Source organism: Paenibacillus sp. J22P169, from assembly GCF_059691995.1.
Genome location: NZ_JCAUAO010000011.1, coordinates 102,623 through 129,406 on the forward strand (window position 1 = coordinate 102,623; position 26,784 = coordinate 129,406).

A 26,784-nucleotide genomic window follows, 5' to 3' on the forward strand; every position below is an offset into this window, starting at 1 on the left:
TAGTAATTATTCCCTGAATCTGAAGGGGATATCCGGCTCGAGTCACGTATGATATGTCCTTATTGTGAACGACGGACTCTTTCCGACTTCGATATGCGAATGTTTTTAAGGTGGTAAGTTCCATCCATTAACAGGGTAATTAAGCAAAAGTTGTCAGCATTACGTTGATTGACTTATAATAATGACGTTGCCACTTAGAAAAGCTAGTGTTCGTCTAAATGGTGAACTTTTGGTACACAATAAATGAAAAACGATGAAAACAAGACATTTTCGACCTGATTTCAAGCGCATGCTCTATTTCGCGTGTGCGAACCTCCATAATATCAAAGAACTGCCGCTTTTTCGTAGTTTGCAGACTTTGACAAACGGGGGGAAAGAGAGGAAAATCAAAAACGATTGTTTCACCGTTAGGATTGTTAACATGAATGACCTGTACATAAAAGCACTAGGCATACAAAAAGATAGCTGACGTGCACAAAAAAAGGGGGACTTTGCTTCATGCTAGACAAGATTATGCTTTCCGTTCAAGTCTTTTTGGCTTTGATCGGTGCGTATCAGTTGTTTTTAACGTTTTTTGGTTGGTATCGTCCCAAAAACAAAAAGATGTTTGCTCCGCAGAAATCGTTTGCTGTATTGGTTGCCGCTCATAATGAGGAACAAGTTGTTGGGGCTTTGATTGAGAATTTGAAGGCGTTGGATTACCCGAAAGAGTTATTTGATATCTTCGTGATCTGTGACAACTGTACAGATAACACAGCTGACATTGCACGCCACCATGGTGTGTACGCAATGGAACGCCGGAACCCGAACCTCAGAGGCAAAGGTTACGCGATTGAATGGATGCTCAAAGAGTTATGGAAACGTGAGCGTCAGTATGACGGGATCGTGATGTTTGATGCGGATAACCTGGTTAGCCCTGATTATTTGATCCACATGAATAATGATCTGTGTTCAGGTTCCCGTGTTATTCAAGCTTATCTCGATACGAAAAATCCGAATGACTCATGGATAACGGGGTCTTTTGCTATCTCGTACTTCTATGCGAACCGTTTTGTCCAAACGCCTAGATCGAACTTGGGACTAGCCAATTATCTTGGTGGTACGGGCATGTGTTTCGACTCTAATTTGCTCAAAGAAATCGGATGGCGCGCAACTAGCTTAGTTGAGGATCTTGAGTTCTCAATGAGATGTATCCAAATGGGGATCAAACCTACTTTCAATTATGATACGCGAGTTTACGATGAGAAGCCGTTATCCTTTAACGCTTCCGCTAAGCAGCGTCTACGCTGGATGCAAGGTCACTTTGAAGTGGCCAAACGCTTCTTCTTCCCATTGCTGTGGCAGGGGATTAAAACGGGAAGCTGGATGAAAATTGACGCGGCGATCTATTCGGCGAATGTATACAATTTCTTCTTTGGTGCAATTCTAACGGTTATGCTATGGATCCAATCCATGACATCACATGGGACAGCTGATTCAGCTTTGGTTCATATCAATCCAGCTGTTATCAATTCACTCAGCTTGGCGATCTACGTATTGCTTCCGATGTCGATGTTGATTGAAAAGGCTCATAAGAAGACCTACAAGTATTTACTGCTATATCCAATTTTCATGCTATCTTGGTGGCCGATTACGTTCTATGCGTTCTTCACGCAAAACAACAAACAATGGAGTCACACCGAGCATACACGTGTCATTCGTTTGGATGAAATGAAAAGTAAACAAGTGAGTTGACTTTTCTAGAATGAGATGATATTATATTTCGAGTAAAGCAGAAGCGCCCGCTTCTCACCTGACTAACGTAACGTTGGCTGGTTTGAATGAATCATCATGTACATTCAATAGGTTTGTTATAAACCTGTTATTGATGAAGATGTGGGCCCACTGCGCCCGCATCTTTTTTATATTTGGAAGAGAGTTACATACTTTATGGAGGTGGAACACAATTAGCAAAGACCATATGATTAATGACGAGATTCGTGTGAAGGAAGTACGCCTTATTGGGGCGGACGGAGAACAACTTGGTATTACGCCAATTCGCGAAGCTCTTCAAATTGCACTTGACGCGAACCTTGATTTAGTAAACGTTGCACCGACGGCGAAGCCGCCTGTCTGCCGCATTATGGATTACGGCAAGTTCCGTTATGAAACGCAAAAGAAAGAAAAAGAAGCTCGTAAGAACCAGAAGATTGTGGATATCAAAGAGATTCGCCTAAGTGCGACGATCGATGAACATGATTTCCAAACGAAGCTTCGCAACGCAGTTAAGTTTCTTGGCGAAGGCGATAAAGTGAAAGCCAGCGTCCGTTTCCGTGGTCGTGAAATTGCGCACTCGGAGATTGGTCGCAAAGTGCTTGAGCGCCTTGCTACAGAAACTGCTGAAATCTCCTCGCAGGAGCGTGCTCCAAAGCTTGAGGGAAGAAGCATGATCATGATCTTAACGCCAAAAGCGACAACTTAGGCGAGTATACTAAATTAGGAGGAACAACAACATGCCGAAAATGAAAACACACAGCAGCCTGAAAGGCCGTTTCAAAATCACTGGCACAGGCAAAGTGATGAGATACAAACAAGGTAAGAACCACTTGCTTTCTGGTAAATCATCCAAGCAAAAACGCGTATTGTCCACGAACCCAACAATGGCTCCTGGCGATGTACGTCGTTTGCAACAACAACTGTCCCTGATCAAAGGTTAATTGTAACGTAACATAAAATTCGAACATCATTTATATATCCCAGGAGGTAGTTCACAATGGCAAGAGTCAAGGGCGGATTTATTCGCGCTCACCGTCGTAAGAAAATTTTGAAATTAGCAAAAGGTTATTTCGGTTCCAAACACCGTTTATTTAAAACAGCTAAAGAGCAAGTAATGAAGTCATTGGTATATGCATACCGTGACCGTCGTCAAACAAAACGTAACTTCCGTAGACTTTGGATTACTCGTATCAATGCAGGCGCTCGTCAAAACGGCTTGAGCTACAGCAAATTGATGCACGGCCTTAAATTGGCTGGTATCGAAGTTAACCGTAAAATCTTGGCTGACCTAGCTGTGAATGATTCCAAAGCGTTCAACGATTTGGCAACAGCTGCAAAAGCGAAAGTAAACGCGTAAGCTTAGCTTCGCGTCAGAGAGCTTGTCCCCATCAGGGGGCAGGCTCTTTTTTCATATAAAAAAGAATTGCTGGCAGAACTCAGATGTCTGATGAGGCCTGTGGGGCTGGGAGTTTCCGAAAACGGATCACGATAAACATGAGTATCGGAATGATTACCTGGAAAAGTGGGTAAAGCTTCACACTAAACTTAAGCCCTAGCCAAACGTGTACGGAGTAGTTGGGTTCAAGGAATGAAGTGAAAAAGATAAGGCTGCCGACAATGACAAGCCAGGTAGCTTTCCGTAAGGAAGGAAAGATGTGCGCGAAGGCATAAACAGCTCCCCAGAAGAAGGTTGTCATTTTGACAAACAGGCCAAGAAAGAGCAGTAACGTGACGAGAACATCCAAGCGTTCGAATATATCGCCAACCTCAATGAGCTGCACAGTTTGCAAGAAAGGTAATGTGCTGTTGGCAGCAAGGGTGGTGCCAAGTACCGTAATGTTGATGATATTCATCATAATCAAGAAGAGGGAGACGATCGTGTAAGCCGTAAGACTTAGCTTTTTCACTTTTTTTTGTTCAGGCAGCATATGCCATATCATGAAGAAGATGATTGTTTGTCCGAAAGGGAACGAGACCATGTCAGGGAACGCCGCATGAAGGACCGGTTTGAAACCATTTTCCAGGATGGGCAGCATATGATCGAAATGAATTAAATGTGCGATGCTAATGAGGAAAATAAGAATGCCGTAACTGATAGCTACGATGGGAAGCAGCGCTTCTGTCACCCGAAATAGCGTGTCTACCCCCATCATGATGGCATACGAAGCTAATAATAGGATAATGAACATGGTGATGTATTTAGGTGTTGTGTTTAGTAATGTTAAATTCGAGATTTCACCGAAATCACGGACATTTCTCATGGACTCATAAGCAAAATAGATCGCGAACAGAACCCCGAGGATGCTGCCGGCGATTTTGCCGAAACAGATCCGAAGGATTCCTGTAATGTCCTGCTCAGGAACTCGTCGTTGAATGGTAACAAACATCAGCAGTAAGAGAAATCCGGCTGCGGCTGCAGCAAACATGGCAAGCCAAGAGTCCTGCTTCGCACTGCTCCCTAGCGCAAATAGCGGGGTGCTCCCGATTTCGAATAGAATGATCATAACAACGAGTTGATAGTTCGTAATGCGATCTTCCATGTCCCTCGGCACCTCCTCTTATAACGAACGGATTACTCAGCTGAATCTTTGGTCATTTCCATGAAGGATTTGCCGCTCATGCCGATTCTTGCGATTTTCACCTTGACGTGAGACTCGAATTGAAGGTTTGCAAAATGCTCATCCCAATCGGGTTTTATCTGTTTCCAATACTTGGGATCATGCTTGTGGATCTTGTCTGCGAGATGGAATACGTCTAGATTTTTCTTTACAGCCGTCTGAAAGGATTCGGCCATGAGGCGTGTAATTTCCGCACTTGCGACTTGCTCAAAAGCCTGCAAATCTTTCGGCTGTGTGAGGTCATTGGGACAGGAATTTTCATTGATGGTACCAACGGTGTCTACATCAACATGCATAATCAAGCGCCCATCGCTTGTGTGAATAGGCTTCATTTTACTTGTGTTATGATCGACTCGTAGTGCTGCTTTAATGTCTTTACTGCCTGGCGTACAGCCAAAAAACAAGGTTGTCCGTTTAATTGTATTCCGAATCCAACTGATGCCGTATTCTTCATCGGGAGTAAACCAACCGGCTAATTTATCTTTTTTGAAAACAGCCATTCTGCCAAGCTTGAGCTTATTGGTAAAAGAGGTTTTTTTGAGCGTGGCAATGGTATTGTTTTCACCTTCGCCTGAAATGACAATTTCAGGAACTAACGTATAGGGTGCGTCACTAGCAATTCCCATCATCATTTGATGAATGGATACTTGCTTAAAATTCGAGCTGTTCTTATCCTCATTGGTAATCATGTTTTTAATGGCGGCTCCTGGAACTTTCTCCAGTGGAACAATTTGTTCGAGAATCTTGCGCCCTTCGCCACTTGTAACTAATAAGCCTACCGTCTCGCGTGAATCTGAATTGCGCAGGTAGACGTCCAATAGCTGGGAAATTCCTTCTTTAGCGGCCTTTTCACCAATGACAATCACACGATTATGTGCAAAAAATAGAGATCTGGGCATCTCCAAGCTCGATTTCTGCACAGCACCACGAATCGAACCGCCGCTTGTTGAGAAAACCATGACGGGTGCTTGCTGCCCAGAGCCCCCCATATTGGAACTTGCGATGGATTGCGGAATAACAACCTGATACGAAACGGTCCAGACCTTCCCGTCCCAATCGACGGCGGTCGCTGAGGTGATAGCAAGTTGGTTCAATTCTTTGCGATCCCAACAGCCTGTAAGCAGTAAACAGCATGTACTGAGGATCATCAGACACTGCATGCAACGGTTGAACTTCTGACTCATGTCGATAACCTCCCAGAGAATGTCTTAGAAGCGATCTTTTCTAGGTGGAGAAGGCTTATCGTAGGGTTTATTTCTAGTTGTGTTCGAGCGCGTAAACGGACGTAAGCCTGTTAACCAGCGCGGTACCCGAAACAATGTGTCCTTGAATGAACTTACTGTGAGTGGTGCGACAGGCGATAAATAAGGAACACCAAAGGAACGCAGCGAAGCCAGATGAATCAAGATGGCCATACAGCCCGTAAGGATGCCGAATAATCCAAAGGAACCCGCAAGCAGCATCAGCCCGAACCGAATTAATCGCGCAGCGACGGCCATATTCAGTGCTGGAGTCACGAAGTTCGAAATGGCTGTAAAGGAAACAATGATAACCATGGCGGCAGAAACTAACCCAGCCTGAACAGAAGCTTGTCCAAGTACAAGCGCACCTACGATCGAAATGGCGGATCCAATCACACGTGGCATGCGCACTCCTGCTTCACGAAGTACTTCAAAGGTGACTTCCATGAGCAGCGCTTCTAGTAAAGCTGGGAATGGAACGCCTTCGCGTTGTGCGGCCAAGGAGATGAGCAAGGTTGTCGGCAGCATTTCCTGGTGAAACGTCGTGATTGCGATATAAAGGGACGGAAGCAGCATCGAGACGAAAAAGGAAATATATCGAATGGCTCGTATGAACGTTGCAATATCAAAGCGCTGATAGTAATCCTCACTTGATTTCAAAAAGCTAAAAAAGGTAACGGGCGCCTGTAAAACGAAAGGTGTGCCATCGACAAGGATCGCAATCTGACCTTCGAGGATACCTGCAGCTACCGCATCAGGTCGTTCGGAATTCATAATAGTAGGAAACGGGGAATAGGTGACATCCTCGATATATTCCTCAATAAATCCGCTTTCTAGAATACTGTCCGTATCAATTCGCTCTAATCGCGATGTAGCTTCTATGACGACGCGTTCATCGGCAATGCCTTCCAGGTAGGCAATGATAACCTCTGTTTGGGTTTGCCGGCCGATGCGCAGGGAGATAAAACGAAGATCAGGTGATCTTATTTTTCTCCGTAATAAAGAGGTGTTCGTACGAATATCCTCCGTAAAGCTTTCCTTTGGGCCACGGACTACGGTTTGCGTTTGTGGTTCTTCAATGGCCCTCTTGTCCCAGCCCGAGGTGCCAGCGATGATAACCTCGTCATAGCCATCCGCAATAAGAATGGTATTTCCCCCGAGAAGGGCTGCGAGGACGGCGGTTCCTTCATTACTGAAGGATAGCTCGCTGATTGTGATCGCCTGACACAGCAAATCATGGAAGCATAGATCTTGCTGCCAATAGGATGCATTCTCATGAGCGCTAAGGAGAGGCTTTGAAACATGTTCATTCAAAATGTCATTCTGAACGAGCCCATCGATGTAAAATAAAGCAACGCTATTCGTTTCAGGGTACACGCCGATTTCCAATTGGCGATAGTACACATCTGAGCTTTTTCCTAATTTATCTCGAAGCCATTTGACATTGTCTTGTAGCGATGTGGACATAGGGAAAGGGACTTGCAGAGACGTTTTCATTGTTAGCCTCCTCAGAACTTTCCATAGAATTGGTATTATCTTCTCTCACTTCCCATTGTTTTATTCGATCTACCTATTGACTATTGGCCTTCGGATGCATATAATAATCTTTAATCATATTTGATATGGTGAAGCATACGAATGAATCGCTATGAAGAGGAAGAAGTAATAAGGGCACTTATGCGCAGAGAGCGTTGGACTTGCTGAAACCATCGCCTTAATCCCTTACGTACGAAGTCACCTCGGAGCTGTTTTCCTGAAACCTACAGATTGCTTGTAAGTAATAGGGAGAATCGGAAGAGCACACGTTATCGTGCTGAGGGTAATGTTCATTTATGAACATACCTGCTAAGGTTATGTGCTGTGAGGCATATAGCAAATTTGGGTGGTACCACGGAAGCTTAAACCCCTTTCGTCCCGTTGAACACGTTAAGTGCGTGTCCGGGATGATAGGGGTTTTTCTTATTTTCATGGCATGGTAGACGATGACACGAATTGACTTTTCGAGAGGAGGATCACAATGAATGTTCAAACTGAACCAAAACGCTCTAAAGAAGAACTAATTGAAAAGCTGTCGCAGCCTGACCTGATTACAGGTTCCGAAATCTTGCTAAGAAGCTTATTGCTGGAGGGTGTGGACTGCGTCTTTGGATATCCAGGCGGCGCTGTATTGTACATCTATGATGCGATGCATGGTTTTGACGATTTCAATCACTTGTTGACTAGACATGAACAAGGCGCGATTCATGCGGCTGATGGCTACGCTCGTTCAACAGGTAAAGTTGGTGTATGTATCGCAACTTCCGGACCGGGGGCTACGAACCTCGTCACAGGGATTGCTACAGCATATATGGATTCTGTTCCTATGGTTGTTATTACAGGTAACGTGGCAACAAGCTTTATCGGTACGGATGCTTTCCAAGAGGCTGACATTACCGGCATTACAATGCCGATTACGAAGCACAGCTATCTGGTTAGAGACGTAAATGACTTGCCGCGAATCATTCATGAAGCCTTCCATATTGCGAACACAGGTCGTAAGGGGCCGGTTCTCATTGACATACCAAAGGATGTCTCCGCTCATAAAACGATATTTAAGCCTGCAAAGGATGTAAGCATTCGTGGTTACAACCCTACGGTGCAACCTAACAAGCTGCAAGTCGATAAGCTGATCAAAGCCATCGAAGAGGCTGAACGTCCAGTTATCATTGCAGGGGGCGGCGTTGTTTATGCCAATGCTTCCAATGAATTGATCGAATTTGTTAATAAAACAAGGATCCCTGTTGCAACAACATTGCTTGGCTTAAGCGGCTTCCCGAGTGCACACGAGCTATGGCTCGGAATGCCGGGAATGCACGGAACGTTTACAGCTAACACAGCGATCCAAAATGCAGATCTATTGATTTCAATCGGTTCCAGATTCGATGATCGGGTAACGATGAATTTGAATGGTTTTGCTCCAAAGGTGAAACTAATCGCGCATATCGATGTGGATCCAGCGGAAATCGGTAAGAACGTGAAAACGGATATCCCTTGCGTAGGTGATGTGAAAGCCGTTCTCGAGTATGCGAATACGAAAGCAAAGCCTGCGAATAACGCAGCGTGGATCGCTGAGTTACAAGAAAGCAAAGAGAAGTTCCCGTTGAAATACGGCGAAACTGAAACTGAGCTTAAACCGCAATACGTTATTGAAATGATCAGTGAAACAACTAAAGGTGAAGCGATCATTACAACTGACGTTGGTCAACATCAAATGTGGGCCGCGCAGTTCTATAAATTCAAAAACCCGCGCTCCTTAGTAACATCAGGTGGACTTGGCACAATGGGCTTCGGATTCCCATCCGCGATCGGCGCTCAAATGGGGAACCCTGATAAGCTGGTTGTTTCCATTAATGGAGATGGCGGCGTTCAGATGTGTGCGCAAGAGCTTGCGATCTGTGCGATCAACAACATTCCGGTTAAAGTTGTTATTATCAACAACCAAGTACTTGGGATGGTTCGCCAATGGCAAGAAATCATTTATGATAATCGCTATAGTCACATTGATTTGGCAGGAAGCCCTGATTTCGTGAAGCTTGCAGAAGCTTACGGCGTGAAAGGCTTGCGTGCAACGACGAAAGAAGAAGCTAGAAGAGCATGGCAGGAAGCCCTCGATACACCGGGGCCTGTCGTTATTGATTTCGTCGTACCGAAGGGCGAGAATGTATTCCCAATGGTTAAAGCGGGCGATACAATTAGTGACATGTTAATGGGGGATTCGGAATGACAACTAAACATACAGTTTCCGTACTCGTAAACAATCAGCCTGGTGTTCTACAGCGTGTATCTGGTCTGTTTGGACGTAGAGGCTTTAACATTGAAAGCATCACCGTAGGAGAGTCCGAGGAAATCGGACTTTCTCGGATGGTCATTGTAACCACAGGTGATGATAATACGTTGGAGCAAATCTCCAAACAATTGTACAAGTTGATTGATGTCATCAAGGTTATAGATCTGAGCTCCAATCCAATGGTAGCCAGAGAACTCGCACTTATTAAAGTAAATGCTGAACCGATCATGCGCCCAGAAATTCTAGGCATCGTTGAAACGTTCCGCGCGGCAGTTGTCGATATCGGTCCGTCTTCATTGATCGTGCAAGTTGTTGGAGATTCAGATAAAATAGATGCTATGGTCGAATTGCTTCGTCCTTATGGCATTCGTGAGCTTTCCCGTACGGGCGTTACTGCGATGATTCGCGGTTCCGTTAAATAAATAGAAACACCCATTTTCAATGAGAAGTAAGCTCTCTTTGAGTGGGGGTTTCAGCGAAGTACCACGGTAAATCGTTGAAACACCCACTCAAGGGGTAGACAAAACGGATTCATTATATCAAAGGAGGATTTATTCGAATGGCAGTTACTACTTACTATGAAAAAGATGCAGACTTAGCGGTACTTAAAGGTAAAACGATTGCGGTAGTTGGTTATGGTTCCCAAGGGCACGCACAAGCACAAAACTTGCGTGATAGCGGGTTGAACGTTATTATCGGGCTTCGTGAAGGCCGTTCATGGAACGCAGCTAAAAACGATGGTTTCGAAGTTGTATCTGTAGAAGAAGCAGCACGTCGCGCTGATGTTATCCAAATTTTGATGCCGGATGAAACACAAGCTCGCGTTTACCGTGAGTCCATTCAACCGAACATGAAAAAAGGCGCAGCAATCATGTTCTCCCACGGATTTAACATCCATTTCGGACAAATCGTTGCTCCTGAAGGTACAGATGTATTCTTGGTAGCTCCTAAATCCCCTGGTCACATGGTACGTCGTACGTACGTTGAAGGCTTTGGTGTACCTGGCTTGATCGCAATCGAGAAAGATGCGACTGGCAATGCAAAAGCAATCGGTCTTGCTTATGCAAAAGGTATCGGCTGTACACGTGCAGGCGTTATCGAAACTTCTTTCCGTGAAGAGACAGAAACTGATTTGTTCGGTGAGCAAGCTGTTCTTTGTGGCGGTGCTTCTGAACTAGTAAAAGCTGGTTTCGAAACATTGGTTGAAGCAGGATATGCACCTGAAATGGCTTACTTTGAGTGCTTGCACGAATTGAAATTGATCGTTGATATGATGTATGAAGGCGGACTTGCTTCCATGCGCAGTTCCATCTCCAACACAGCTGAGTATGGTGACTATGTAACTGGTCCTCGTATCATCACAGCTGAAACGAAAAAAGCGATGAAAGAAGTTCTTTCCGACATCCAACAAGGTAAATTCGCTCGCGACTTCATCTTGGAAAACCAATCCAACTTCGCATTCATGAACGCAACGCGTCGTAACGAAGCTCAACATCCAATTGAAGTTGTTGGCGGACAATTGCGCGAAATGATGCACTGGATCAAAAAATAATCTTCGGTATTATTGAATCTTATAGGTTGTACATCCCACAGGGAGTGATTGAGGAGAATTTCCCAATTGCTCCCTGTGAATACTATAACGACTTGGAAAAAATATCTTAGCAAAAGCTTACGAAGCAAGTTTTCTATTGAGAACTTTTAGGAGGTGACATGGTGCGTAAAATTTACATTTTTGATACAACCCTTCGTGATGGAGAGCAATCACCAGGTGTGAACTTGAATACACAGGAGAAGGTTGAGATCGCCTTGCAGCTGGAGAAGCTGGGTGTGGATCGTATGGAGGCTGGTTTTCCTGCGGCATCACCAGGGGATTTGGCGGGTGTGAATGCGGTCGCTAGAGCGATTAAAAATGCTTCTGTTATCGGTTTGTCCCGTGCGAGAGAGAATGATATCGAGGCTGTGCGTGAAGCCCTTCAAGGTGCACAAGATCCATGCATTCATCTTTTCCTTGCTACGTCTCCGATTCACCGTCAGCATAAGCTGCGGATGGAGAAGCACCAGGTGCTGGAAACGGCTGAGGCGGCAATTAAATATGCGAAGAAGTATTTCAGCAAAATCGAGTTCTCACTCGAGGATGCTGGACGTACAGAGCTGGACTTTATCGCTGAAGTGACAAGCATGGCGATTCGTGCTGGCGCTTCTGTCGTGAATATTCCAGATACGGTCGGATTTATGACACCGTATGACTACGGTAATATTTTCAAAATGCTGAAGGAAACAGTACCAGGCATTGAGAAAATTCAATTGAGCGCGCACTGCCATGACGACTTAGGCATGGCGACTGCGAACGCGCTCGCTGCTGTTCTGAATGGTGCAGATCAAATCGAAGGCACTATCAATGGAATTGGCGAGCGAGCAGGGAACACCTCGATCGAGGAAGTAGTTATGGCGCTGGAAACACGCCAAGACTTCTACCAAGCGAAGACTTCGCTTGTGCTGAACGAGATCTACCGCACCAGCCGTCTTGTCAGCAAGCTGACAGGCATGGTGGTTCCAGGCAACAAGGCGATTGTTGGCGCTAACGCCTTCGCGCATGAGTCCGGCATCCATCAGGATGGTATGCTCAAAGAGAAAACCACATACGAGATTATGTCTCCAGAAACGATCGGCGTGAAGGAAAGTAAGCTCGTCATGGGCAAACATTCCGGACGTCATGCATTCCGTGAGAAGCTCATTGATCTCGGCTATGAGCTCGGCGACGAGCAAGTAAACGTGGCTTTCGCTAAGTTCAAAGATTTGGCGGATCGCAAGAAGCAGGTAGAAGACGAAGATATTCGTGCTTTGATCGAAGAGAAATTGATCGAGACACCGGAAGTTTTCGCACTTGGCACGCTTCAAGTTGCCTACGGCAACCAAATGACGCCAACCGCAACAGTTCATGTTCGCTTCCAAGATGGCAGCGAAGTGGCTGAAAGCGCGGTAGGTAACGGTTCGGTTGACGCGATTTACAACGCGATTGATAAAGCCACGAAGGAAAACGTGGAGCTTGATGACTATTCCATCAAATCCGTTTCACACGGGAAAGATGCGCTTGGTGAAGTTCACGTGGTTCTGAAACAGGACACCATTTCCGTTCAAGGGCGCGGTATTTCAACAGATATTCTGGAAGCTAGCGCGAAGGCTTACCTAGACGCTGTGAACAGACTCATCGAGAAACGCAAAAACCCAACAAGTAACAGAAGCAACGTTACGTTAATATAATCTCTTAGCTATCATGGCAACCCGGATAAGCACCTCACCTCCACGATTCGAGGAGGGGTGCTTTCTACAAATGCGAAAGGATGCGTCCCTGTATGAAATATCGATTTTCTAAATCGTTGGAAGGCTTCTCATCGTCGGCTGTAAGAGAAATTCTTAAGCTGACACAAGGGAGCTCGATTATTTCCTTTGCTGGCGGATTGCCTGCTGAAGAGTTTTTCCCGTTAGACGCTGTCAGTGAAGCGTTCACAAGAGTTATTGGCGGTGGTAAGTCTGCGCTGCAATACGGTTTGACAGAAGGCTACAAGCCGTTGCGCGAATCCTTATGTAAGCGGATGGCAGCGAAGAACATGCTGGTTACCCCAGACGAAATGCTGTTGACGACAGGGTCGCAGCAAGCGATTGACCTTTTGACACGTGTATATATTGACGAAGGCGATGTTATTCTCGTTGAAAGCCCGACGTATTTGGCAGCGATCCAAGTGTTCCAAGCCAAAGGCGCGAAAATATATTCCGTTGACAGCGATAGCGACGGGATGATTCTCGATGATTTGTCAGCTAAAATTGCGAAGCATAATCCGAAAATGGTTTATGTAATTCCAACTTTCTCCAACCCTGCGGGTCGTGCATGGAGCTTGGAACGTCGTCAAGGCTTGCTGGATATTTGCCGCGGCGCTGATGTGCTCATTCTGGAAGATGACCCGTATGGGGAAATCCAGTTCGACGAGAGCGAAAGCTATCCGACTGTGTACTCGCTTGGTGGCAAAGCTGAGGGTGGTAACGTTGTTTACACGAGCACCTTCTCCAAAACCGTAGCCCCTGCTTTCCGTACGGGTTGGGTGATGGGCGACGAGTCACTTATTCGTCAGGTTGCACGCTTCAAGCAGTCAGCGGATCTGCACTCCAGTACGATCGATCAGCAAACGCTGTATCACTTGCTTGAGCATTTCAATCTGGACGCTCATATTTCCTTAATCCGTGAGCAGTATCTGGATCGGATGAAGTTCATGTCAGGGCTGCTCACAGAGCTGAACTGGCCAGGTCTGAAATGGGAAGAGCCAAAGGGCGGCATGTTCATTTGGGTTGAGCTTCCTGAGCAAATTAACGCAGCGGACTTGTTGAAAATCGCGGTCAAAGAAGGCGTTGCCTTTGTTCCTGGTGCTACGTTCTACGCGGAGAATCCGCAGTACAACACGATGCGCCTGAACTACACGCACACTGATCGTGAAACGACGATTCTGGGTATGAAGAAGCTCGCGAAGGCGATGGAGTCGTATTTGCAAAACGCATAAGCTTGAGATGCAGCACCCAAGGCCGTTGGCTTTGGGTGTTTTTTTTGTGGCGCGGTCTGGCGTGGATAAGGCCCGAAAAGGGCCTTAAAGGGCAGCGCGCAGGCTGCGTCGTGCGGGAACGGATGAAATAACGCCCTTTTTGGGCCTTATTGCCAGTGATCCGTCGCCAGTGGGCGCGGATAAGGCCCGAAAAGGGCCTTAAAGAGCATCGCGCCTATTGCGTCGGGCGGGAACGGGAGGAATAACGCCCTCTATGGGCGTTATTGCAGTGATCCGTCGCCCGTGGGCGTGGATAAGGCCCGAAAAGGGCAGCGCGCTGACTCCGCCGGGCGGGAACGGATGAAATAACGCCCTTTTTGGGCGTTAAAGCAGTGGTCCGCCGCCCGTGGGCGCAGATAAGGCCCGAAAAGGGCCTTAAAGAGCAGCGCGCCGACTACGTCGGGCGGGAACGGGAGAAATGACGCGTGGGCGCAGATAAGGCCCGAAAAGGGCCTTAAATCACTGCTTCAAATCCCCTCGCCCCCTCATCTAACCATCTGGATGGCAACTGACGGGTGTAATTGATAGAATCTTATCCGCTGCTGCCCTTCAATCGCGGGGATGAGAAGTCGTTTCTCTTTCATCTGGTGAAGGATCTTCCTGGATTTCTTAATTCCGAATTGAAAAAGTTCAGACACATGACGAGGAGAGATCGTTTTTCCATGTGATAGTGCTAGCCGACAAATCGCTTTTTCAATGATACTTAACTCCCCGTACTGTTCTTGCACCCCATGTTGCTCGCTGAAATACTTCCCTATAAATTGCAGGAGTATCTGCTCGCACATACGAGGACGATTCTTCACATCATCATAGGAAAAACACAATATTTTCCATCCATCGATCATCAAGTGATTTTGACGAATGAGTCCATCAGAGAATTGTGTGCGACTGATCTGGCTGGCGTGTGTGGTGTACCCATCAATTTCGATAGCAAGCTTCAGCCCCTGTCGAATGTAGGCAAAATCGATATAACGGGTGCCATCACGGAAATCCTTGACCTCAAACTCTGGATGCAAATATAGAAACTCACCTAAAGCCTTCCACCACACTTGTTTAAGAAATAATCGCTCGGCATGACTATGCCCTTCTATTAATCTTCGTAGTCGTTCGCCTTTACGCCTATCATAATGCCCCTGCATGAATGCCTCATAAGATTTATCGAATGATGACAAAATCCAATCTCGCCCCTTTTTCAGAAAATAAAGAAGCCGCTTCCTAGCATCAGCAAAGGCTGAACTAGAGAAGCGGCGTGTTCTTCACTGCCATTTTTTTACATTATAACACGAGTATAAAGGAGTGATCAAACTTGGAGGCGGTTTTGTGTCCGTTGACTTGGGATTATTTTGAAATTAAGATAGGAACAAGGAACTGAGAAAGGGGACTATTTGACGGATGAATAAGCCGAAACAACCCTTAAAACCGATCCACAGAAGTCGTGCTAGGATTTATCTTGGGATCAAAGCATTCCGATTGAAACGATACTTGGCCTGGTTATTCGATGGCAAAACGTATGCCTCCCATAAACAGAGTGCGATACTTCCTCACCTTGCTTTTACGCATCGTACCCCTCTTTTAAGACAGTTGAAAGATGTAGATATGTGGCTTCAGCATAATAAGGTCATAAATTTGAAACTCGCTGCCAAACAGTTGAATGGCGTGATTATCCAGCCTGGTGAGACTTTTTCCTATTGGCGCTTAATTGGCAGTACAACCCGTAGAAAGGGATATGTCGATGGGATGGTTCTCTTTCATGGGAAGGTGAAGACGGGAGTTGGGGGCGGTTTATGCCAACTTTCGAATTTAATCTACTGGATGACCTTGCATACACCGCTTACCGTAACGGAAAGGTATCGTCATAGTTATGATGTTTTTCCAGATGCGGGAAGAGTTCAGCCTTTTGGGAGTGGGGCAACGTGTTATTATAATTACTTGGATTTGCAATTTCGGAACGAAACGATGGAAGCGTATCAGCTCATCATTCATGTCACGGATACCCATTTGATAGGGGAATGGCGTTCACTCAGCCCTGGCCTTCATAGCTATGAGATTTATGAAAAAAGTCATCGGATTACACGGGAATTTTGGGGCGAGTATGTCAGACATAATGAAATCCATCGAAGAGTAATGAATAGAGAAGGGCAGCTCGTAAGGGATGAATGGGTGACGGATAACCATGCGATTATGATGTACGAACCTTTGCTGACAGCTGGAGAGAGCAATAAAAATTGATGAAATTTTAATCGAAATTATGGTAAAAATATCCACTATTGGTGGTGGACATCATAGAAAATTCTTCCTCTAGATTGTATGTTATAAACTGTGTTGTTTATATATTACGAGTTGAGAGGTGAATTGGCGTGAAGTTCCTTGTTCTCATTCATGTTCTGTCTGCCATTATCGGGGTTGGTCCAACGTTTTTTGCTCATGTGCTGCTCAGAAAAAAACAAACGCTTGAGGAATTGCGGATGTCCTTACGTGTAGGGAGCCGGTTGGAAATTTTCCCGAAAATCGGCGGCACCCTTGCCGTGCTAACGGGTCTATTGTTGATTTGGTTAGGCGATTACGGCTCCATCATGCAAATTTGGCTGATCGGCTCACTTGTGGCTTATGTGATCATTCAAATTATTGCCATCGGCTTCGCAACTCCTAATCAGAAGAAACTCGGAGGCTGGGTATTGGATCCTTCGAATCAGAAGGCGACTACGCTGCCAGGAGAGCAGCTGTTGCAATGGGTGAGGGCGCGTAATTATTTCTATGCGGCATCTACTGTAGGTGTTATTTTGTTCATCTTCATGATCATCAAACCAAGCTAAAGCGCGAACCCTTTCTTGCTAAAACCAAGAGAGGGTATTTTTCATGAATGGTTATAGGAATAAACTATCAAAGCGATAGCTTTTATATCTAAAGTAGGGTGTCATCTTATGGTACAATGAGTTCAGGATATAACGATAGGAATGCTAACAAACTAGGTTTGCTAAAATAAGGAGTGAATGATTGTCATGGCTGATGTTAAAAAAATTGCGGTAATCGCTGGGGACGGTATTGGTCCAGAAGTCGTTGCAGAAGCAGAAAAAGTATTGAAACGTACGGAAGAATTGTTCGGATATCAATTTGAAACAGAACACGCGCTTTTCGGCGGTATCGCGATCGATGAGAAAGGGACACCGCTTCCGGAAGAAACGTTGAAAGTTTGTCAATCCGCAGACGCTGTACTTCTTGGAGCAGTTGGCGGCCCGAAATGGGATAACAATTCCAAAGAGCTTCGTCCTGAAACAGGTCTTCTAGGCATTCGTAAAGCACTTGGCTTGTTCTCGAACATCCGTCCTGCTTTCATCTTCGATTGCTTGAAAGAAGCTTCCACTTTGAAACCAGAAGTTCTTGAAGGCACAGATTTGATCGTTGTTCGTGAGTTGACTGGCGGTATTTACTTCGGTGAGAAATTCCGTCGCGAAACTGCAAATGGTCAAGAAGCGGTTGATACTTGTGCATATAATGTAACTGAAATCGAGCGTATCGCGCGTCAAGCGTTTGAAATTGCGCAAACACGTCGTAAGAAGCTTGCTTCCGTTGACAAAGCAAACGTACTTGAAACTTCCCGTCTATGGCGTGAAACGGTTAACCGTATCGCGGTTGACTACCCAGATGTTGAACTTGAGCACGTATTGGTTGATAACTGTGCGATGCAATTGCTTCGCCGTCCGTCCAGCTTCGATGTTATCGTAACAGAGAACATGTTCGGCGACATCTTGAGCGACGAAGCAGCGATGCTGACAGGCTCCATCGGGATGCTAGCATCTGCTTCCCTAGGCGAAGGCAGCTTCGGCTTGTACGAGCCGGTACACGGATCTGCGCCTGATATTGCAGGTCAAGGTATTTCCAATCCAATCGCAACAATCCTTTCCGTTGCCTTGATGTTCCGTTTGACTTTCGGCTACCACGAAGCAGCGGATTCCATCGAGCGTGCTGTGAAAGAAGTGTTGGACGCTGGTCATCGTACAGGCGACATCGCAGTGGATAAGAGCACAGCGATCGGTACGCTGGCAATGGGTCAATTGATTGTTGACGCTATGCGCAAATAATCAAAATAATAAGCCCGCACTTTCGAAGCAGGATTGCTTCTGGAATGCGGGCTTTTTTTATACAACGAGGGCAATGATGAGCAGTATAAGTCGAATTGGCCGCGAATCTCAGTATCATAGGTTAATCGAATCGGATTCTTGCTCGATATCTTCCTTGGATTAAAATAATTATTATCTAGTACACGATCTAATTATTGACTTTCAAGTAGGGGGATGATACCATTTTATACGGATAATATAGAATTTAGATAGATTTTGAGGAGGAATTATACCCATGGCAGAACGTTTAGTTGGTAAACAAGCTCCTGATTTTACAATGGAGACAGCTACAGGTGACGGTACAGCATTTGGTAAAGCATCTTTGTCCGATTACAAAGGAAAATGGTTAGTTCTTTTCTTCTACCCATTGGACTTCACATTCGTATGTCCAACTGAAATCACAGCACTTAGCTATGCTGCTGACCAATTCAAAGCATTGGACACTGAAATTCTTGGTGTTTCCATTGACAGCATCCACACACACAAAGCGTGGATCAATACACCGGTTAACGATAATGGTCTTGGCAAATTGGCATTCCCACTTGCTGCTGACATTACGAAATCCGTTGCTCGCGATTACGGTGTTCTAATCGAAGAAGAAGGTATCGCGCTTCGCGGTCTTTTCATCATCGATCCAGAAGGCGAATTGAAATACGAAGTTGTTAACCACAACGACGTAGGCCGCAGCGTTGAAGAAACTCTTCGTGTGCTTCAAGCGCTTCAATCCGGCGGATTGTGCCCAATGAACTGGAAACCAGGCGACAAAAACTTGGTTGTTAAATAAGTTTTAACTACATAGAAAGGCCCCTCGGTAAGCATGCGAATGCGGGCGGAGGGGCCTTTCTTCATAAGGAGAACAGACGATGGATAGTATAACGACGGAAGAATTATATTGGATACGTAAAGAAGGCGATGAAGCGGTTATTGGGTTTACTGAGCATGCCTTAGAGAAGTGGGGAATGATTCTGTTCATCGAGCTGCCAGAGAAGGGCGCCGAGTTAACTAAAGGGGCGTTCATGAGCACACTCGAAACCGCTGTTGATGAATATGACTTATTTTCCCCTGTGGCAGGGAATGTGATTGCTGTGAATATGTTGGTAGAACGCGCCACCATGCTGCTGTATGAGTCGCCCTATGATAAGGGCTGGTTGTTTCGAGTAGCCTTGGCTTAGTCCCCGCCGCCGCCATCGCCACCACCAGAATCCCCGCCTCCACTCCCGCCACTATCATTGGAGTGCCCGTGATCGCTATGACTGCCATGACTGCCATGACCGCCATGATGATGACCACCATGATGACGATGATCCTCGTACAGCGAGGAATCGCTAGCAAAGCCGCTATAGCTGGTGTCATGGTTGTCATGTCGGCGTCTGCGCCGATTCCTATTGCGAGACTCATGGGAAAAGGCTGAAAAAAGGAATAGAACAGCAATTGCGAAAATAAAAAAGGTGATAAAAGTACCCATCTACACACCTCCTCGATAAATAACTGGATTTTCTCCCGCTAATTCTGATTATTCCAAGCAAGATTGATGAATAACTGTATACTCTACATCTAATCCCCAATATTTACCCCATAACCTGCCGAATTGCTAAATTTAACTGTAGGAAACCCATCTAATCTTCAAGTATACATAAAAATCCAGGGATTAGATGTATATTTTCCATTTAAAGGACTTCTAGCTTAGGTGGCTACTATAATGGGACTTGCCTGTACTGGAAAAAAGCCGTCCCCCTTAGAGAACGGCCGACACAATTTACTATTTGGCAAGGAGCTTAAATTTGTTCAGATATTTGACCACACTCAGTACATAGGTCGCATGAGACCATGTAAGTGGAGCAACGGACACCGGCTCGCCGGAGAATGGATCTAATTGCTCGGATAACACGCCGCTTTCCATGGCATGTTTGACTACCCACTCCAGCGTTTTGCGCGGAGCTTCGAGATCAGCAATCGTTTTGGCGTACTCAATTTCCCATTCAGCAATCCAAAGTGTACAAATAATCCAAGGATTCCCTGGCACTTTCTCAATATCGGTGGAGCGTTGGAAGTAATAATCATGATGATAACGGGCAGAGCCACCGACTTCGGTTTTGATCATAAGACCTTCTTTGTTCGCTTGCATCGTACTTACCACACGCGGATCGTCAGCAGGCAGTACGCCAAATTCAAAAATACCGTACACGGAGCTTTCCAAGGTCATATCCTTGACCCATTGACCGTCTTCCATATATAAGCCGCGAACGAATCGTTGTTCACCTTCATCCCAAAGATGCTTCAGGATACCTGATTTAATTTTCTCAGCCGTATGCTTGTAGCGATTGCTTCGCTCCTCATCCCCAAACAAGTTGCTGAAGTTCGAGGCAGCGATCAGACCACCGTATACAGCAGAGGCTGTAAAGGTATAGATCCCGTAGCGCTCTTCCCACAGATCGTAGCTCGGCTTCGGTAGATTCAGTTCTTGATCAATGTAGGTGGACATAAATCTGGCCGCTCTACGAATGAGATTGCGATATAACGATTGGGCAAATTCCAAGCTTCCATTTTTCTGGAAATCCTGCCAGAGGGCAAATAGGACAAGCGCCGTTTCATCTTCCTGAATTGGGAGCTGCACGCGACCGGAATGAATGTACGGATGCCAGCTTGAGCCTACGGTGCCGTCGGGGTTGTATTTGTGATGCAAGTAACCTTCAGGCGACAGCACGTTCGCACAGAAGTTAAAGAACGGAATAATCATCCCTTGGTAGCCAGCCATCGACATGGAATAGGCGATTAACGCGCCATCGCGCGGCCACATGTAGCTGTAATGATCTCGGTTGCTTTGCATGATGTCGGAATCATTCGCGGCAATGATTGCACCGTTGACATCGGTTTGCGTGCGGACGAGCAGGAGGCTTTGTTTGAAGAGACGTTGCACTTCAGGTGTGAGATCGAAGTAATCACGATCGATTTTGTTCGCCCAACGCTGCCAATACACCGTCACGCGGTCAAGCAGCTTGCCTGGGTGGCTGTCTTTGACGTAAGAGTCGAGCTTCTTAACTTCCTCCAAATTCTTGCCTGCGCCCATCCAGTAGTAGAGTGTTTGATTTCCGTTAGGTGGGACGAACAGTCGGAAAGATATCGTACTATCGACCGACCCTTGTGCAATGGCATTGCCCATCAGATGGCCATCTTCAGCATCCCGCCATGTGCCTTCGGCGTTATAGAACCTTTTGACACCCGTAGAATATTGATAAATACCCTCCGTGCCGGTACTGCCGTTAAACATGAAATAACGATCCTTTTTATAATGAAAGACGGTATTCGTTGAAGGGTAGTAAGCGGCTGTATCGCCAACCTCTGTCTCATTAATGAGCAGGTCTTGGTTGAAGAACATACGTACTTCACGAACCGTATTCGTGTGATTGGTAATGTGAATTCGTTTCAAATAAATATCCTCACGCTGGTGAACGCCGTCATTCATAAGCAGAGTAACACCGAGGCCGGGATGTGTAGCAGTCACTTCTGTGACGAGGGAATCCTCCACATACGCAAGCTTGAATTGCCACTCAGGGGCATTCAGCCATGCGAAGTTCCCATCTACCCATACACCAACACGGCACTGATAACCGCCAATATGGTTAAGCTGGCCTACGAAAGGATAGTACAGATCTCGCATGTAGGAATGCTGATCGAGGTTAATAAGGAATTTTCCATTTCCGATGACCAGATGTCTTGGCAATACAATCACTTCCCCACTCTTTTGTTTGATCGCGCATTCAGATCAGGCCAGGAGGACTGAACGATGGAGCACAAGTCTTGCCAATAGGTTACCTAATTATGACAAAGGAATCAATGATTCTTTGAAAAAATTCTGAAAATTCTTACTGGTCACGCTTACATTTGGAGGAGATATCCAAATTATTTGATTATTTCCTTTTGATGCGGGGAATGACTGGTTGGAGCAGCCAGATTGGATATTAAAGTCTCGTAAACCTGAGTTGTCAAAGATCCGATTTTCGCCCAGTCATAATGGCTATGAACGTTTCGTAAGGCGGTGGAAGCAAGCTTAGACGCATACAGCGGTTGCTCTAAAAGCTGAATGATTTGTGCGGCTAAAGCATCTTTATCGCCAGGAGGACATGTATATCCATTAATCCCGTGGCTAACGATCTCGGTAAGTCCACCAGTATCAGAGACGATGAGCGGCGTCCCGCTGGCCATTGCTTCCAATGCGACCAAGCCAAAAGGTTCATAGAGACTTGGGAAGATACAAAGCTCTGCCGAGTGTAAAAGTAAGCTTTTGTCAGCATCATCAAGAAAGCCTGTGAAGCTTACCCGATCTCCTAGGCTAGCAGCGAGCTCCTCCAAGGCATCACGCTCAGGACCCGTACCGGCGATGACGAGCTTGGCATCCGGGAATTTAGCGAGTACGAGCGGCATCGCGGCTAGAAGGGTGTGTACACCTTTTTCATAAACAAGTCGTCCTAGAAAAGCAAGAATGCGCTGCGGCATTTCATGAGCAGAAATGGAGTTTGCAAGCTGAACATTCATTGTTGGCAACGAGGGTTCAGGATTCCGGAAGGAAGCAACCCCGTTGGGAATGGGCGATATTTTGTGAATAGGGATATGAAAGAGCGCCTTGATCTCCTGCTGCATGAATAGACTGCAAACGATAAGATGATCGGCCGCTTCTGTTAATTTTCCTTCTAAGGTATGAATCCGCTTCTGTAGTGGTGACTCGAGCTTTCCTAGATTACGTCCTGTTTCTGTCGCGTGAATCGTTGCTAGCAGCGGGAGACACAATTCTTGCTTGGCAATGTGAGCTGTGTAGTAAACAAGCCAGTCATGCGCATGTACCAAATCGAACACGAGGCCCTGCCGTGATAATCCCAACATGAGATCGGTGAACGCCATATTCATTTGGAATACGCGATCCAAGAAATGCAGGGAGTCCGTCGCTGGGAGTACTTCCGCACGGTGAATATGGACGCCTTCTGAAACTTCATAGGGCAGACATCCAGGAGATGCACAGGTGATGACATGAACGGTGTGGCCATCGGAAGCAAGTTGTTTGGATAAATCGCAGACGGCTCTTGCAAGACCGCCTATGACATGTGGCGGGTATTCCCAAGCGAGCATGAGAATGCGCAGCTTAGATGTCTGGCTGCGTTGTACTGCTTCTGTGTAAGAGGCAACGGCAACTTCATTTAATGGGATTACGGTATCTACACGTGATGATGAGCGCTGAATGGCATGCTGAGCAGAAGATGACTGAAAAATGAGATAATGAAGTTCTGGTAAAAAAGGAGATTTCCGTTCTAAAGCATGAACCAGCGTAGACAGCTCTTTATCAGGGACCGCTTTATCTAAGTTGTTCAAAAGGTGATGAAACTGGGATAAATGCGTCTCGATACGCTTCTTCGCATATGAAGTGACTGTATCCGCATCCAAAATGAACGTCCAGTCGCTGCTCTGCGCGAGCATCAGCTCCCGTGCGGCTTGATTCAGCGCGCGTAGCTGCAAGCTGCTAAGCGCTGCCGGGTCAGGGTGCTTCTGCGCAGCCAGCACCATACGATCCTCCGCCGCGTGCAGCCGCGGCGTAACCCACTGGCTGCGCGGCTGCAGCCAGACCTCGGCATAGCCGCCGCGGCCCCAGCTCGACACCGGAAGCGCAGCGATGGTGGTCGGCGGATGGGCGGCGGCGTAGCCGCCAAGCGTAGTCGTCTGCACGACTACGCTTTCATCGCTGCGCGCGGCAAGGCCGCGCAGCACGGCTTCCAACCACTGGTGGCCTTCGTACCACCAGTGCCCGAACAACTCGGCATCGTATGGACATACGATGACTGAGGGCTCTTCAGGCGCAGAAGCACCTTCTGCGCTTAATGCTGTGCGCCGCTCCGCGAGGCGGCGCACCTGCGCGACCCGGCTAGCGATGAAATGCTCAGCGTGCTGCTGAGCTTTCTGAGCGGCGCGCGCCGGGTGGTAGGGCACTTTGGCGTCACCGTCGCCGGTGACGCTGTAGTACTTGAAGCCCGTGTTGATGCGTGCGCCATCTGGCAGCACGTAGGGCTTCAAGTAAGCCCACTCGGCCCCGCCTTCGCGGCCGAGATCATGCCCGATATCGCGATAATACTCGCGATAGTCGGGGTCGCCGGGATACCCGGCCTCGGCGCTCCATACGTTGGCGCCGGCCTTAGGATCCCTGGCGAATGCGCAAGCGCCGCCTGGCGTTCGCAGCGGCAATCCTTCGATGTCCGCATTTCCCTCGATATCCGGCTTTCCGTCGCGGCGTGCTAAGGTGTGCGCATGCGTTTCTACGACGAAATAGCGAAGATCTAGCGCTCGCAGGTGAGGCTCAAGCGCAGGGGAATAGCCGCATTCTGGCAGCCAGATGCCTGCAGGCGCGACGCCAAAATGCCGGCGGAATTCCTGCACTGCCGCTTCGAGCTGCGCGCGTAATGTGGCATCGTGCTTGACCAAAGGCAAAAATGCATGTGTAGCGGCACAGGTTATTAATTCTAAGCAGCCTGAGCTGCTGAGGCTGCGGAACTTCGCAATGAGATCGCCGTGTAAGCGATCATATAAGAGGCTGAGCCGGTGATACTGATCAGCATACAGCTTGGCAAGCGGGCCGAGGTCTTCGTTGCCCCACAGGCGAATAACTTCCCGCTGTCCCAACTCGCATAGCGAGGAAAGGTGCTTGCGAAGTCGCAGGTGCAGCCGTGAATCCTCCAGCATGGCAAGCAGTGGCGGAGATAAGGACAGGGTAAGACGGAAAGGGACATGATCTTCAATGAGTCTCTCCATCATGTCGATGAGAGGTAGGTACGTATCGACAACCGCCTCGAAAAACCAGCGTTCTTCCAACGTAATTTCAGATGCATTATGGCGAACATAAGGGATATGGGCATGCAAGAGCAAAGCAACAAAGCCTTGTACGTTAGTGCTCAATCAGTATCGCCTCCGGATTCCATATCTACAAGGTAAGTGTTCTTCGGGACATACACCGAATAGGCCGAGAAATACGCATGTGCATCGGGCGTTACTTGCGTTAAAAGATGAGATGTCAGCTGGTAGATGTAAGGCTGATCAGATTCGGCTGGATGCTGCGTATTAGATAAGTTTGGCGCTGGAATTTGAATGGTATTGGAATGTAGAAGCGGTAGAAAATAGCCTTGTTCATTCCGGATACCCAGACTTGCAAAGTACGATTGGCTGAAAGCTAACCCGCTTAGAAAGCAGGAATCTCCTGGGGGAAGTAATAGCTCTGAGACCCGCTCGACGGGTTTCCACAGCTCGGTGAAAGACTTGCTGGGAGATGGGACGCTAACTTCATGAAACCGGAGTGTGGGAGTTAATGACCGCCAGTCCTTCTGGAAGTGCTCCTGAAGGAGCATTTGCTTACTGGTTGAGAGCTGCCAATAAATAAATTGAACGCAAGGGGATTGTGCCAGTAAATAAAGGGTATCGCGATCATAGGCAAAGGGACGTGCTTGGATAGAGATCAGACTCACCTTTTCTAGAAATATCAGAATTCAGAGTTCACATAGGAAGGCGTGTATGGCATTAGTCAGAAGACAATTCGTATTAGGGTAACCGAAAAACGTATACTTGCTTATGTTGTAAGAAGGAGTAATTGTGTTAATCCTATGTTTTATTGTAGCATATGCGCCATATAAACCAAAAATCTCCACCCAGTTAGAAAGGGGGGAGATTGCTTGTGTACCACTTACGGTTGCTCATCATGATTGGCCGAGGGTAAAGGTGATCTAATGCCTTACTTGGTCGAGATGTTTTCTTCCATGTACCTACTCTCCGTAAGTCTCATTAGAGAATCATATCGATTCGCCGATGTGAAAATCAAGAGATACTCATCTTGTTTTACATTGGTGTAGGAGGCTCTGAATCCGGTATGATACTGAACTGTCATGCTGGAGGATTGATCGTCATACTGCACAAAGGCTATCTGTCTGGAAACACTCGGAATCATGTTCACGCCGCTCTCCCCTTCATCTTAAGAATTCGGAAAACACGTAATGGATCGATCATTACTATAATTATGCTTATTCAAACACATTTAGAATGATTTGACATAAGCTAGCTCTCTTATGAAAAAGGAATTTCACACATTTGTAACGAATATATTAAATTAATCCGGGATCGACGATTAGGAGGGAATTCCATGAGTTTTTGCTGTGGAGCCAGTATGATTGGAACTAAAGGTACTTTGAAGCACATACGTACACAAATTCACAATGTGCCCATTCTCTTCTGCCCGGTATGTCACCATATTGAGGTCCATTATTTGGTGGAGAACGAATACGAAATTCTCGCTGAATACGCCCATGGGGATGGAGCAGCTGAAGTAGATTTTTTAGAATACGTAGATGGCAAAGATCATTTGCTGCACGACAATTGTGTAAACCACGAAGGTGAAGAGCCGCTCGATATCGTTCGCTGTCAAATTGACATGGCGTTAGATTTACTGGGCTTCGCCAAAACCATTGCCGATCAGGAATGGGAAGATCAGCTTATGAAACGATTGAAAATGCTTAGCGCACGCCGCGACAAGCTGAAAAATAAAAAGACCTCTAAGAATTCCTAGAGGTGTACATTATAGAATTGTCGTATATGTCAGCTCAAAATAAACGCATC

24 protein-coding genes and 1 other annotated feature are annotated in these 26,784 nt (G+C 46.6%); of the genes, 15 read left to right on the top strand and 9 right to left on the bottom strand.

The window, feature by feature from the left end; translation table 11 throughout:
• Positions 1 to 498: 498 nt before the first annotated feature.
• From AC58QG_RS31395 to rplT, 4 genes are all read left to right on the top strand, one after another.
• Positions 499 to 1,734 (top strand): glycosyltransferase family 2 protein, encoded by a 1,236-nt coding sequence (locus AC58QG_RS31395; protein WP_497365970.1) that lies wholly within the window; start codon positions 499 to 501, stop codon positions 1,732 to 1,734.
• A 29-nt stretch (positions 1,735 to 1,763) separates the two neighbouring features.
• Positions 1,764 to 1,908: a sequence feature (ribosomal protein L20 leader region), on the top strand.
• A 52-nt stretch (positions 1,909 to 1,960) separates the two neighbouring features.
• Entirely contained in the window at positions 1,961 to 2,461 is a 501-nt protein-coding gene (gene infC, locus AC58QG_RS31400) for a translation initiation factor IF-3 (protein ID WP_056609101.1), read from the top strand.
• A gap of 31 nt (positions 2,462 to 2,492) precedes the next feature.
• Complete coding sequence (rpmI, locus tag AC58QG_RS31405) at positions 2,493 to 2,696, top strand: 50S ribosomal protein L35 (protein WP_028553997.1); 204 nt, start codon at positions 2,493 to 2,495, stop codon at positions 2,694 to 2,696.
• 56 nt (positions 2,697 to 2,752) lie between these two features.
• Positions 2,753 to 3,112: a 50S ribosomal protein L20 gene (gene rplT, locus AC58QG_RS31410; RefSeq protein ID WP_028553998.1), complete on the top strand. Its 360-nt coding sequence runs from the start codon at positions 2,753 to 2,755 to the stop codon at positions 3,110 to 3,112.
• A gap of 79 nt (positions 3,113 to 3,191) precedes the next feature.
• Here the strand turns inward: rplT and AC58QG_RS31415 are convergent, their stop codons facing one another.
• Genes AC58QG_RS31415 through AC58QG_RS31425 form a run of 3 tightly spaced genes read right to left on the bottom strand, consistent with a single transcriptional unit; the run spans position 3,192 to position 7,111 of the window.
• Positions 3,192 to 4,295: a GerAB/ArcD/ProY family transporter gene (locus AC58QG_RS31415; RefSeq protein ID WP_497365971.1), complete on the bottom strand. Its 1,104-nt coding sequence runs from the start codon at positions 4,293 to 4,295 to the stop codon at positions 3,192 to 3,194.
• A gap of 32 nt (positions 4,296 to 4,327) precedes the next feature.
• Positions 4,328 to 5,557: a Ger(x)C family spore germination protein gene (locus AC58QG_RS31420; protein ID WP_497365972.1), complete on the bottom strand. Its 1,230-nt coding sequence runs from the start codon at positions 5,555 to 5,557 to the stop codon at positions 4,328 to 4,330.
• Positions 5,558 to 5,581: 24 nt separating this feature from the next.
• Positions 5,582 to 7,111, bottom strand: a complete 1,530-nt coding sequence (locus AC58QG_RS31425; RefSeq protein ID WP_497365973.1) for a spore germination protein — start codon at positions 7,109 to 7,111, stop codon at positions 5,582 to 5,584.
• A gap of 520 nt (positions 7,112 to 7,631) precedes the next feature.
• On the opposite strand from AC58QG_RS31425, the gene ilvB reads away from it, so the two are divergent.
• The 5 genes from ilvB to AC58QG_RS31450 all read left to right on the top strand — a co-directional run bounded on the left by ilvB (position 7,632) and on the right by AC58QG_RS31450 (position 13,990).
• Positions 7,632 to 9,377, top strand: coding sequence for a biosynthetic-type acetolactate synthase large subunit (gene ilvB / locus AC58QG_RS31430; RefSeq protein WP_497365974.1), 1,746 nt, complete (start codon positions 7,632 to 7,634; stop codon positions 9,375 to 9,377).
• Positions 9,374 to 9,862: an acetolactate synthase small subunit gene (ilvN, locus tag AC58QG_RS31435; RefSeq protein WP_497365975.1), complete on the top strand. Its 489-nt coding sequence runs from the start codon at positions 9,374 to 9,376 to the stop codon at positions 9,860 to 9,862. The genes ilvB and ilvN overlap by 4 nt, the downstream gene beginning before the upstream one ends.
• Positions 9,863 to 9,999: 137 nt before the next feature.
• Positions 10,000 to 10,992, top strand: coding sequence for a ketol-acid reductoisomerase (gene ilvC / locus AC58QG_RS31440; RefSeq protein WP_056609110.1), 993 nt, complete (start codon positions 10,000 to 10,002; stop codon positions 10,990 to 10,992).
• Positions 10,993 to 11,153: 161 nt separating this feature from the next.
• Positions 11,154 to 12,701 (top strand): 2-isopropylmalate synthase, encoded by a 1,548-nt coding sequence (locus tag AC58QG_RS31445; protein WP_497366030.1) that lies wholly within the window; start codon positions 11,154 to 11,156, stop codon positions 12,699 to 12,701.
• 92 nt (positions 12,702 to 12,793) lie between these two features.
• Positions 12,794 to 13,990 (top strand): aminotransferase-like domain-containing protein, encoded by a 1,197-nt coding sequence (locus AC58QG_RS31450; protein WP_497365976.1) that lies wholly within the window; start codon positions 12,794 to 12,796, stop codon positions 13,988 to 13,990.
• Between the two features lie 524 nt (positions 13,991 to 14,514).
• On the opposite strand, the gene AC58QG_RS31455 is transcribed toward AC58QG_RS31450, so the two are convergent.
• Positions 14,515 to 15,201: a putative endonuclease domain-containing protein gene (locus tag AC58QG_RS31455; RefSeq protein WP_497365977.1), complete on the bottom strand. Its 687-nt coding sequence runs from the start codon at positions 15,199 to 15,201 to the stop codon at positions 14,515 to 14,517.
• 220 nt (positions 15,202 to 15,421) lie between these two features.
• On the opposite strand from AC58QG_RS31455, the gene AC58QG_RS31460 reads away from it, so the two are divergent.
• From AC58QG_RS31460 to AC58QG_RS31480, 5 genes are all read left to right on the top strand, one after another.
• Positions 15,422 to 16,258 (top strand): VanW family protein, encoded by an 837-nt coding sequence (locus AC58QG_RS31460; RefSeq protein WP_497365978.1) that lies wholly within the window; start codon positions 15,422 to 15,424, stop codon positions 16,256 to 16,258.
• A gap of 128 nt (positions 16,259 to 16,386) precedes the next feature.
• A complete protein-coding gene (locus AC58QG_RS31465) occupies positions 16,387 to 16,842 on the top strand; it encodes a DUF2269 family protein (RefSeq protein ID WP_497365979.1) in 456 nt (151 codons plus the stop codon).
• Between the two features lie 186 nt (positions 16,843 to 17,028).
• Positions 17,029 to 18,108: a 3-isopropylmalate dehydrogenase gene (leuB, locus tag AC58QG_RS31470; protein ID WP_056835930.1), complete on the top strand. Its 1,080-nt coding sequence runs from the start codon at positions 17,029 to 17,031 to the stop codon at positions 18,106 to 18,108.
• A 274-nt stretch (positions 18,109 to 18,382) separates the two neighbouring features.
• Positions 18,383 to 18,931, top strand: coding sequence for a peroxiredoxin (locus tag AC58QG_RS31475; RefSeq protein WP_028554012.1), 549 nt, complete (start codon positions 18,383 to 18,385; stop codon positions 18,929 to 18,931).
• 79 nt (positions 18,932 to 19,010) lie between these two features.
• A complete protein-coding gene (locus AC58QG_RS31480; RefSeq protein ID WP_497365980.1) occupies positions 19,011 to 19,319 on the top strand; it encodes a glycine cleavage system protein H in 309 nt (102 codons plus the stop codon).
• On the opposite strand, the gene AC58QG_RS31485 is transcribed toward AC58QG_RS31480, so the two are convergent.
• The 5 genes from AC58QG_RS31485 to AC58QG_RS31505 all read right to left on the bottom strand — a co-directional run bounded on the left by AC58QG_RS31485 (position 19,316) and on the right by AC58QG_RS31505 (position 26,119).
• Entirely contained in the window at positions 19,316 to 19,612 is a 297-nt protein-coding gene (locus tag AC58QG_RS31485) for a hypothetical protein (RefSeq protein WP_497365981.1), read from the bottom strand. The genes AC58QG_RS31480 and AC58QG_RS31485 overlap by 4 nt on opposite strands.
• Before the next feature lie 294 nt (positions 19,613 to 19,906).
• Positions 19,907 to 21,868, bottom strand: coding sequence for a glycoside hydrolase family 15 protein (locus AC58QG_RS31490; protein WP_497365982.1), 1,962 nt, complete (start codon positions 21,866 to 21,868; stop codon positions 19,907 to 19,909).
• Positions 21,869 to 22,047: 179 nt separating this feature from the next.
• Positions 22,048 to 25,080 (bottom strand): 1,4-alpha-glucan branching protein domain-containing protein, encoded by a 3,033-nt coding sequence (locus AC58QG_RS31495; protein WP_497365983.1) that lies wholly within the window; start codon positions 25,078 to 25,080, stop codon positions 22,048 to 22,050.
• Positions 25,077 to 25,643 (bottom strand): DUF4912 domain-containing protein, encoded by a 567-nt coding sequence (locus AC58QG_RS31500; RefSeq protein WP_497365984.1) that lies wholly within the window; start codon positions 25,641 to 25,643, stop codon positions 25,077 to 25,079. Before AC58QG_RS31500 ends, AC58QG_RS31495 begins: the two co-directional genes overlap by 4 nt.
• Before the next feature lie 263 nt (positions 25,644 to 25,906).
• Positions 25,907 to 26,119 carry a KTSC domain-containing protein gene (locus AC58QG_RS31505; RefSeq protein ID WP_056609144.1) on the bottom strand — a complete coding sequence of 71 codons (213 nt, stop codon included), beginning with the start codon at positions 26,117 to 26,119 and terminating at the stop codon, positions 25,907 to 25,909.
• Positions 26,120 to 26,311: 192 nt separating this feature from the next.
• Between AC58QG_RS31505 and AC58QG_RS31510 the strand changes: the two genes are divergently transcribed.
• Entirely contained in the window at positions 26,312 to 26,734 is a 423-nt protein-coding gene (locus tag AC58QG_RS31510; RefSeq protein ID WP_497365985.1) for a hypothetical protein, read from the top strand.
• Positions 26,735 to 26,784 lie beyond the last annotated feature (50 nt).

What these genes read in the sequence shown, in the direction of transcription:
- AC58QG_RS31450 (WP_497365976.1), top strand. Translation starts at nt 12,794, where the DNA reads ATGAAATATCGATTTTCTAAATCGTTGGAAGGCTTCTCATCGTCGGCT.
- AC58QG_RS31420 (WP_497365972.1), bottom strand. Translation starts at nt 5,557, where the DNA reads ATGAGTCAGAAGTTCAACCGTTGCATGCAGTGTCTGATGATCCTCAGT.
- infC (WP_056609101.1), top strand. Translation starts at nt 1,961, where the DNA reads ATGATTAATGACGAGATTCGTGTGAAGGAAGTACGCCTTATTGGGGCG.
- ilvC (WP_056609110.1), top strand. Translation starts at nt 10,000, where the DNA reads ATGGCAGTTACTACTTACTATGAAAAAGATGCAGACTTAGCGGTACTT.
- AC58QG_RS31395 (WP_497365970.1), top strand. Translation starts at nt 499, where the DNA reads ATGCTAGACAAGATTATGCTTTCCGTTCAAGTCTTTTTGGCTTTGATC.
- AC58QG_RS31460 (WP_497365978.1), top strand. Translation starts at nt 15,422, where the DNA reads ATGAATAAGCCGAAACAACCCTTAAAACCGATCCACAGAAGTCGTGCT.
- ilvN (WP_497365975.1), top strand. Translation starts at nt 9,374, where the DNA reads ATGACAACTAAACATACAGTTTCCGTACTCGTAAACAATCAGCCTGGT.
- AC58QG_RS31425 (WP_497365973.1), bottom strand. Translation starts at nt 7,111, where the DNA reads ATGAAAACGTCTCTGCAAGTCCCTTTCCCTATGTCCACATCGCTACAA.
- rplT (WP_028553998.1), top strand. Translation starts at nt 2,753, where the DNA reads ATGGCAAGAGTCAAGGGCGGATTTATTCGCGCTCACCGTCGTAAGAAA.
- AC58QG_RS31485 (WP_497365981.1), bottom strand. Translation starts at nt 19,612, where the DNA reads ATGGGTACTTTTATCACCTTTTTTATTTTCGCAATTGCTGTTCTATTC.
- rpmI (WP_028553997.1), top strand. Translation starts at nt 2,493, where the DNA reads ATGCCGAAAATGAAAACACACAGCAGCCTGAAAGGCCGTTTCAAAATC.
- leuB (WP_056835930.1), top strand. Translation starts at nt 17,029, where the DNA reads ATGGCTGATGTTAAAAAAATTGCGGTAATCGCTGGGGACGGTATTGGT.
- AC58QG_RS31480 (WP_497365980.1), top strand. Translation starts at nt 19,011, where the DNA reads ATGGATAGTATAACGACGGAAGAATTATATTGGATACGTAAAGAAGGC.
- AC58QG_RS31510 (WP_497365985.1), top strand. Translation starts at nt 26,312, where the DNA reads ATGAGTTTTTGCTGTGGAGCCAGTATGATTGGAACTAAAGGTACTTTG.
- AC58QG_RS31505 (WP_056609144.1), bottom strand. Translation starts at nt 26,119, where the DNA reads ATGATTCCGAGTGTTTCCAGACAGATAGCCTTTGTGCAGTATGACGAT.
- AC58QG_RS31415 (WP_497365971.1), bottom strand. Translation starts at nt 4,295, where the DNA reads ATGGAAGATCGCATTACGAACTATCAACTCGTTGTTATGATCATTCTA.
- ilvB (WP_497365974.1), top strand. Translation starts at nt 7,632, where the DNA reads ATGAATGTTCAAACTGAACCAAAACGCTCTAAAGAAGAACTAATTGAA.
- AC58QG_RS31475 (WP_028554012.1), top strand. Translation starts at nt 18,383, where the DNA reads ATGGCAGAACGTTTAGTTGGTAAACAAGCTCCTGATTTTACAATGGAG.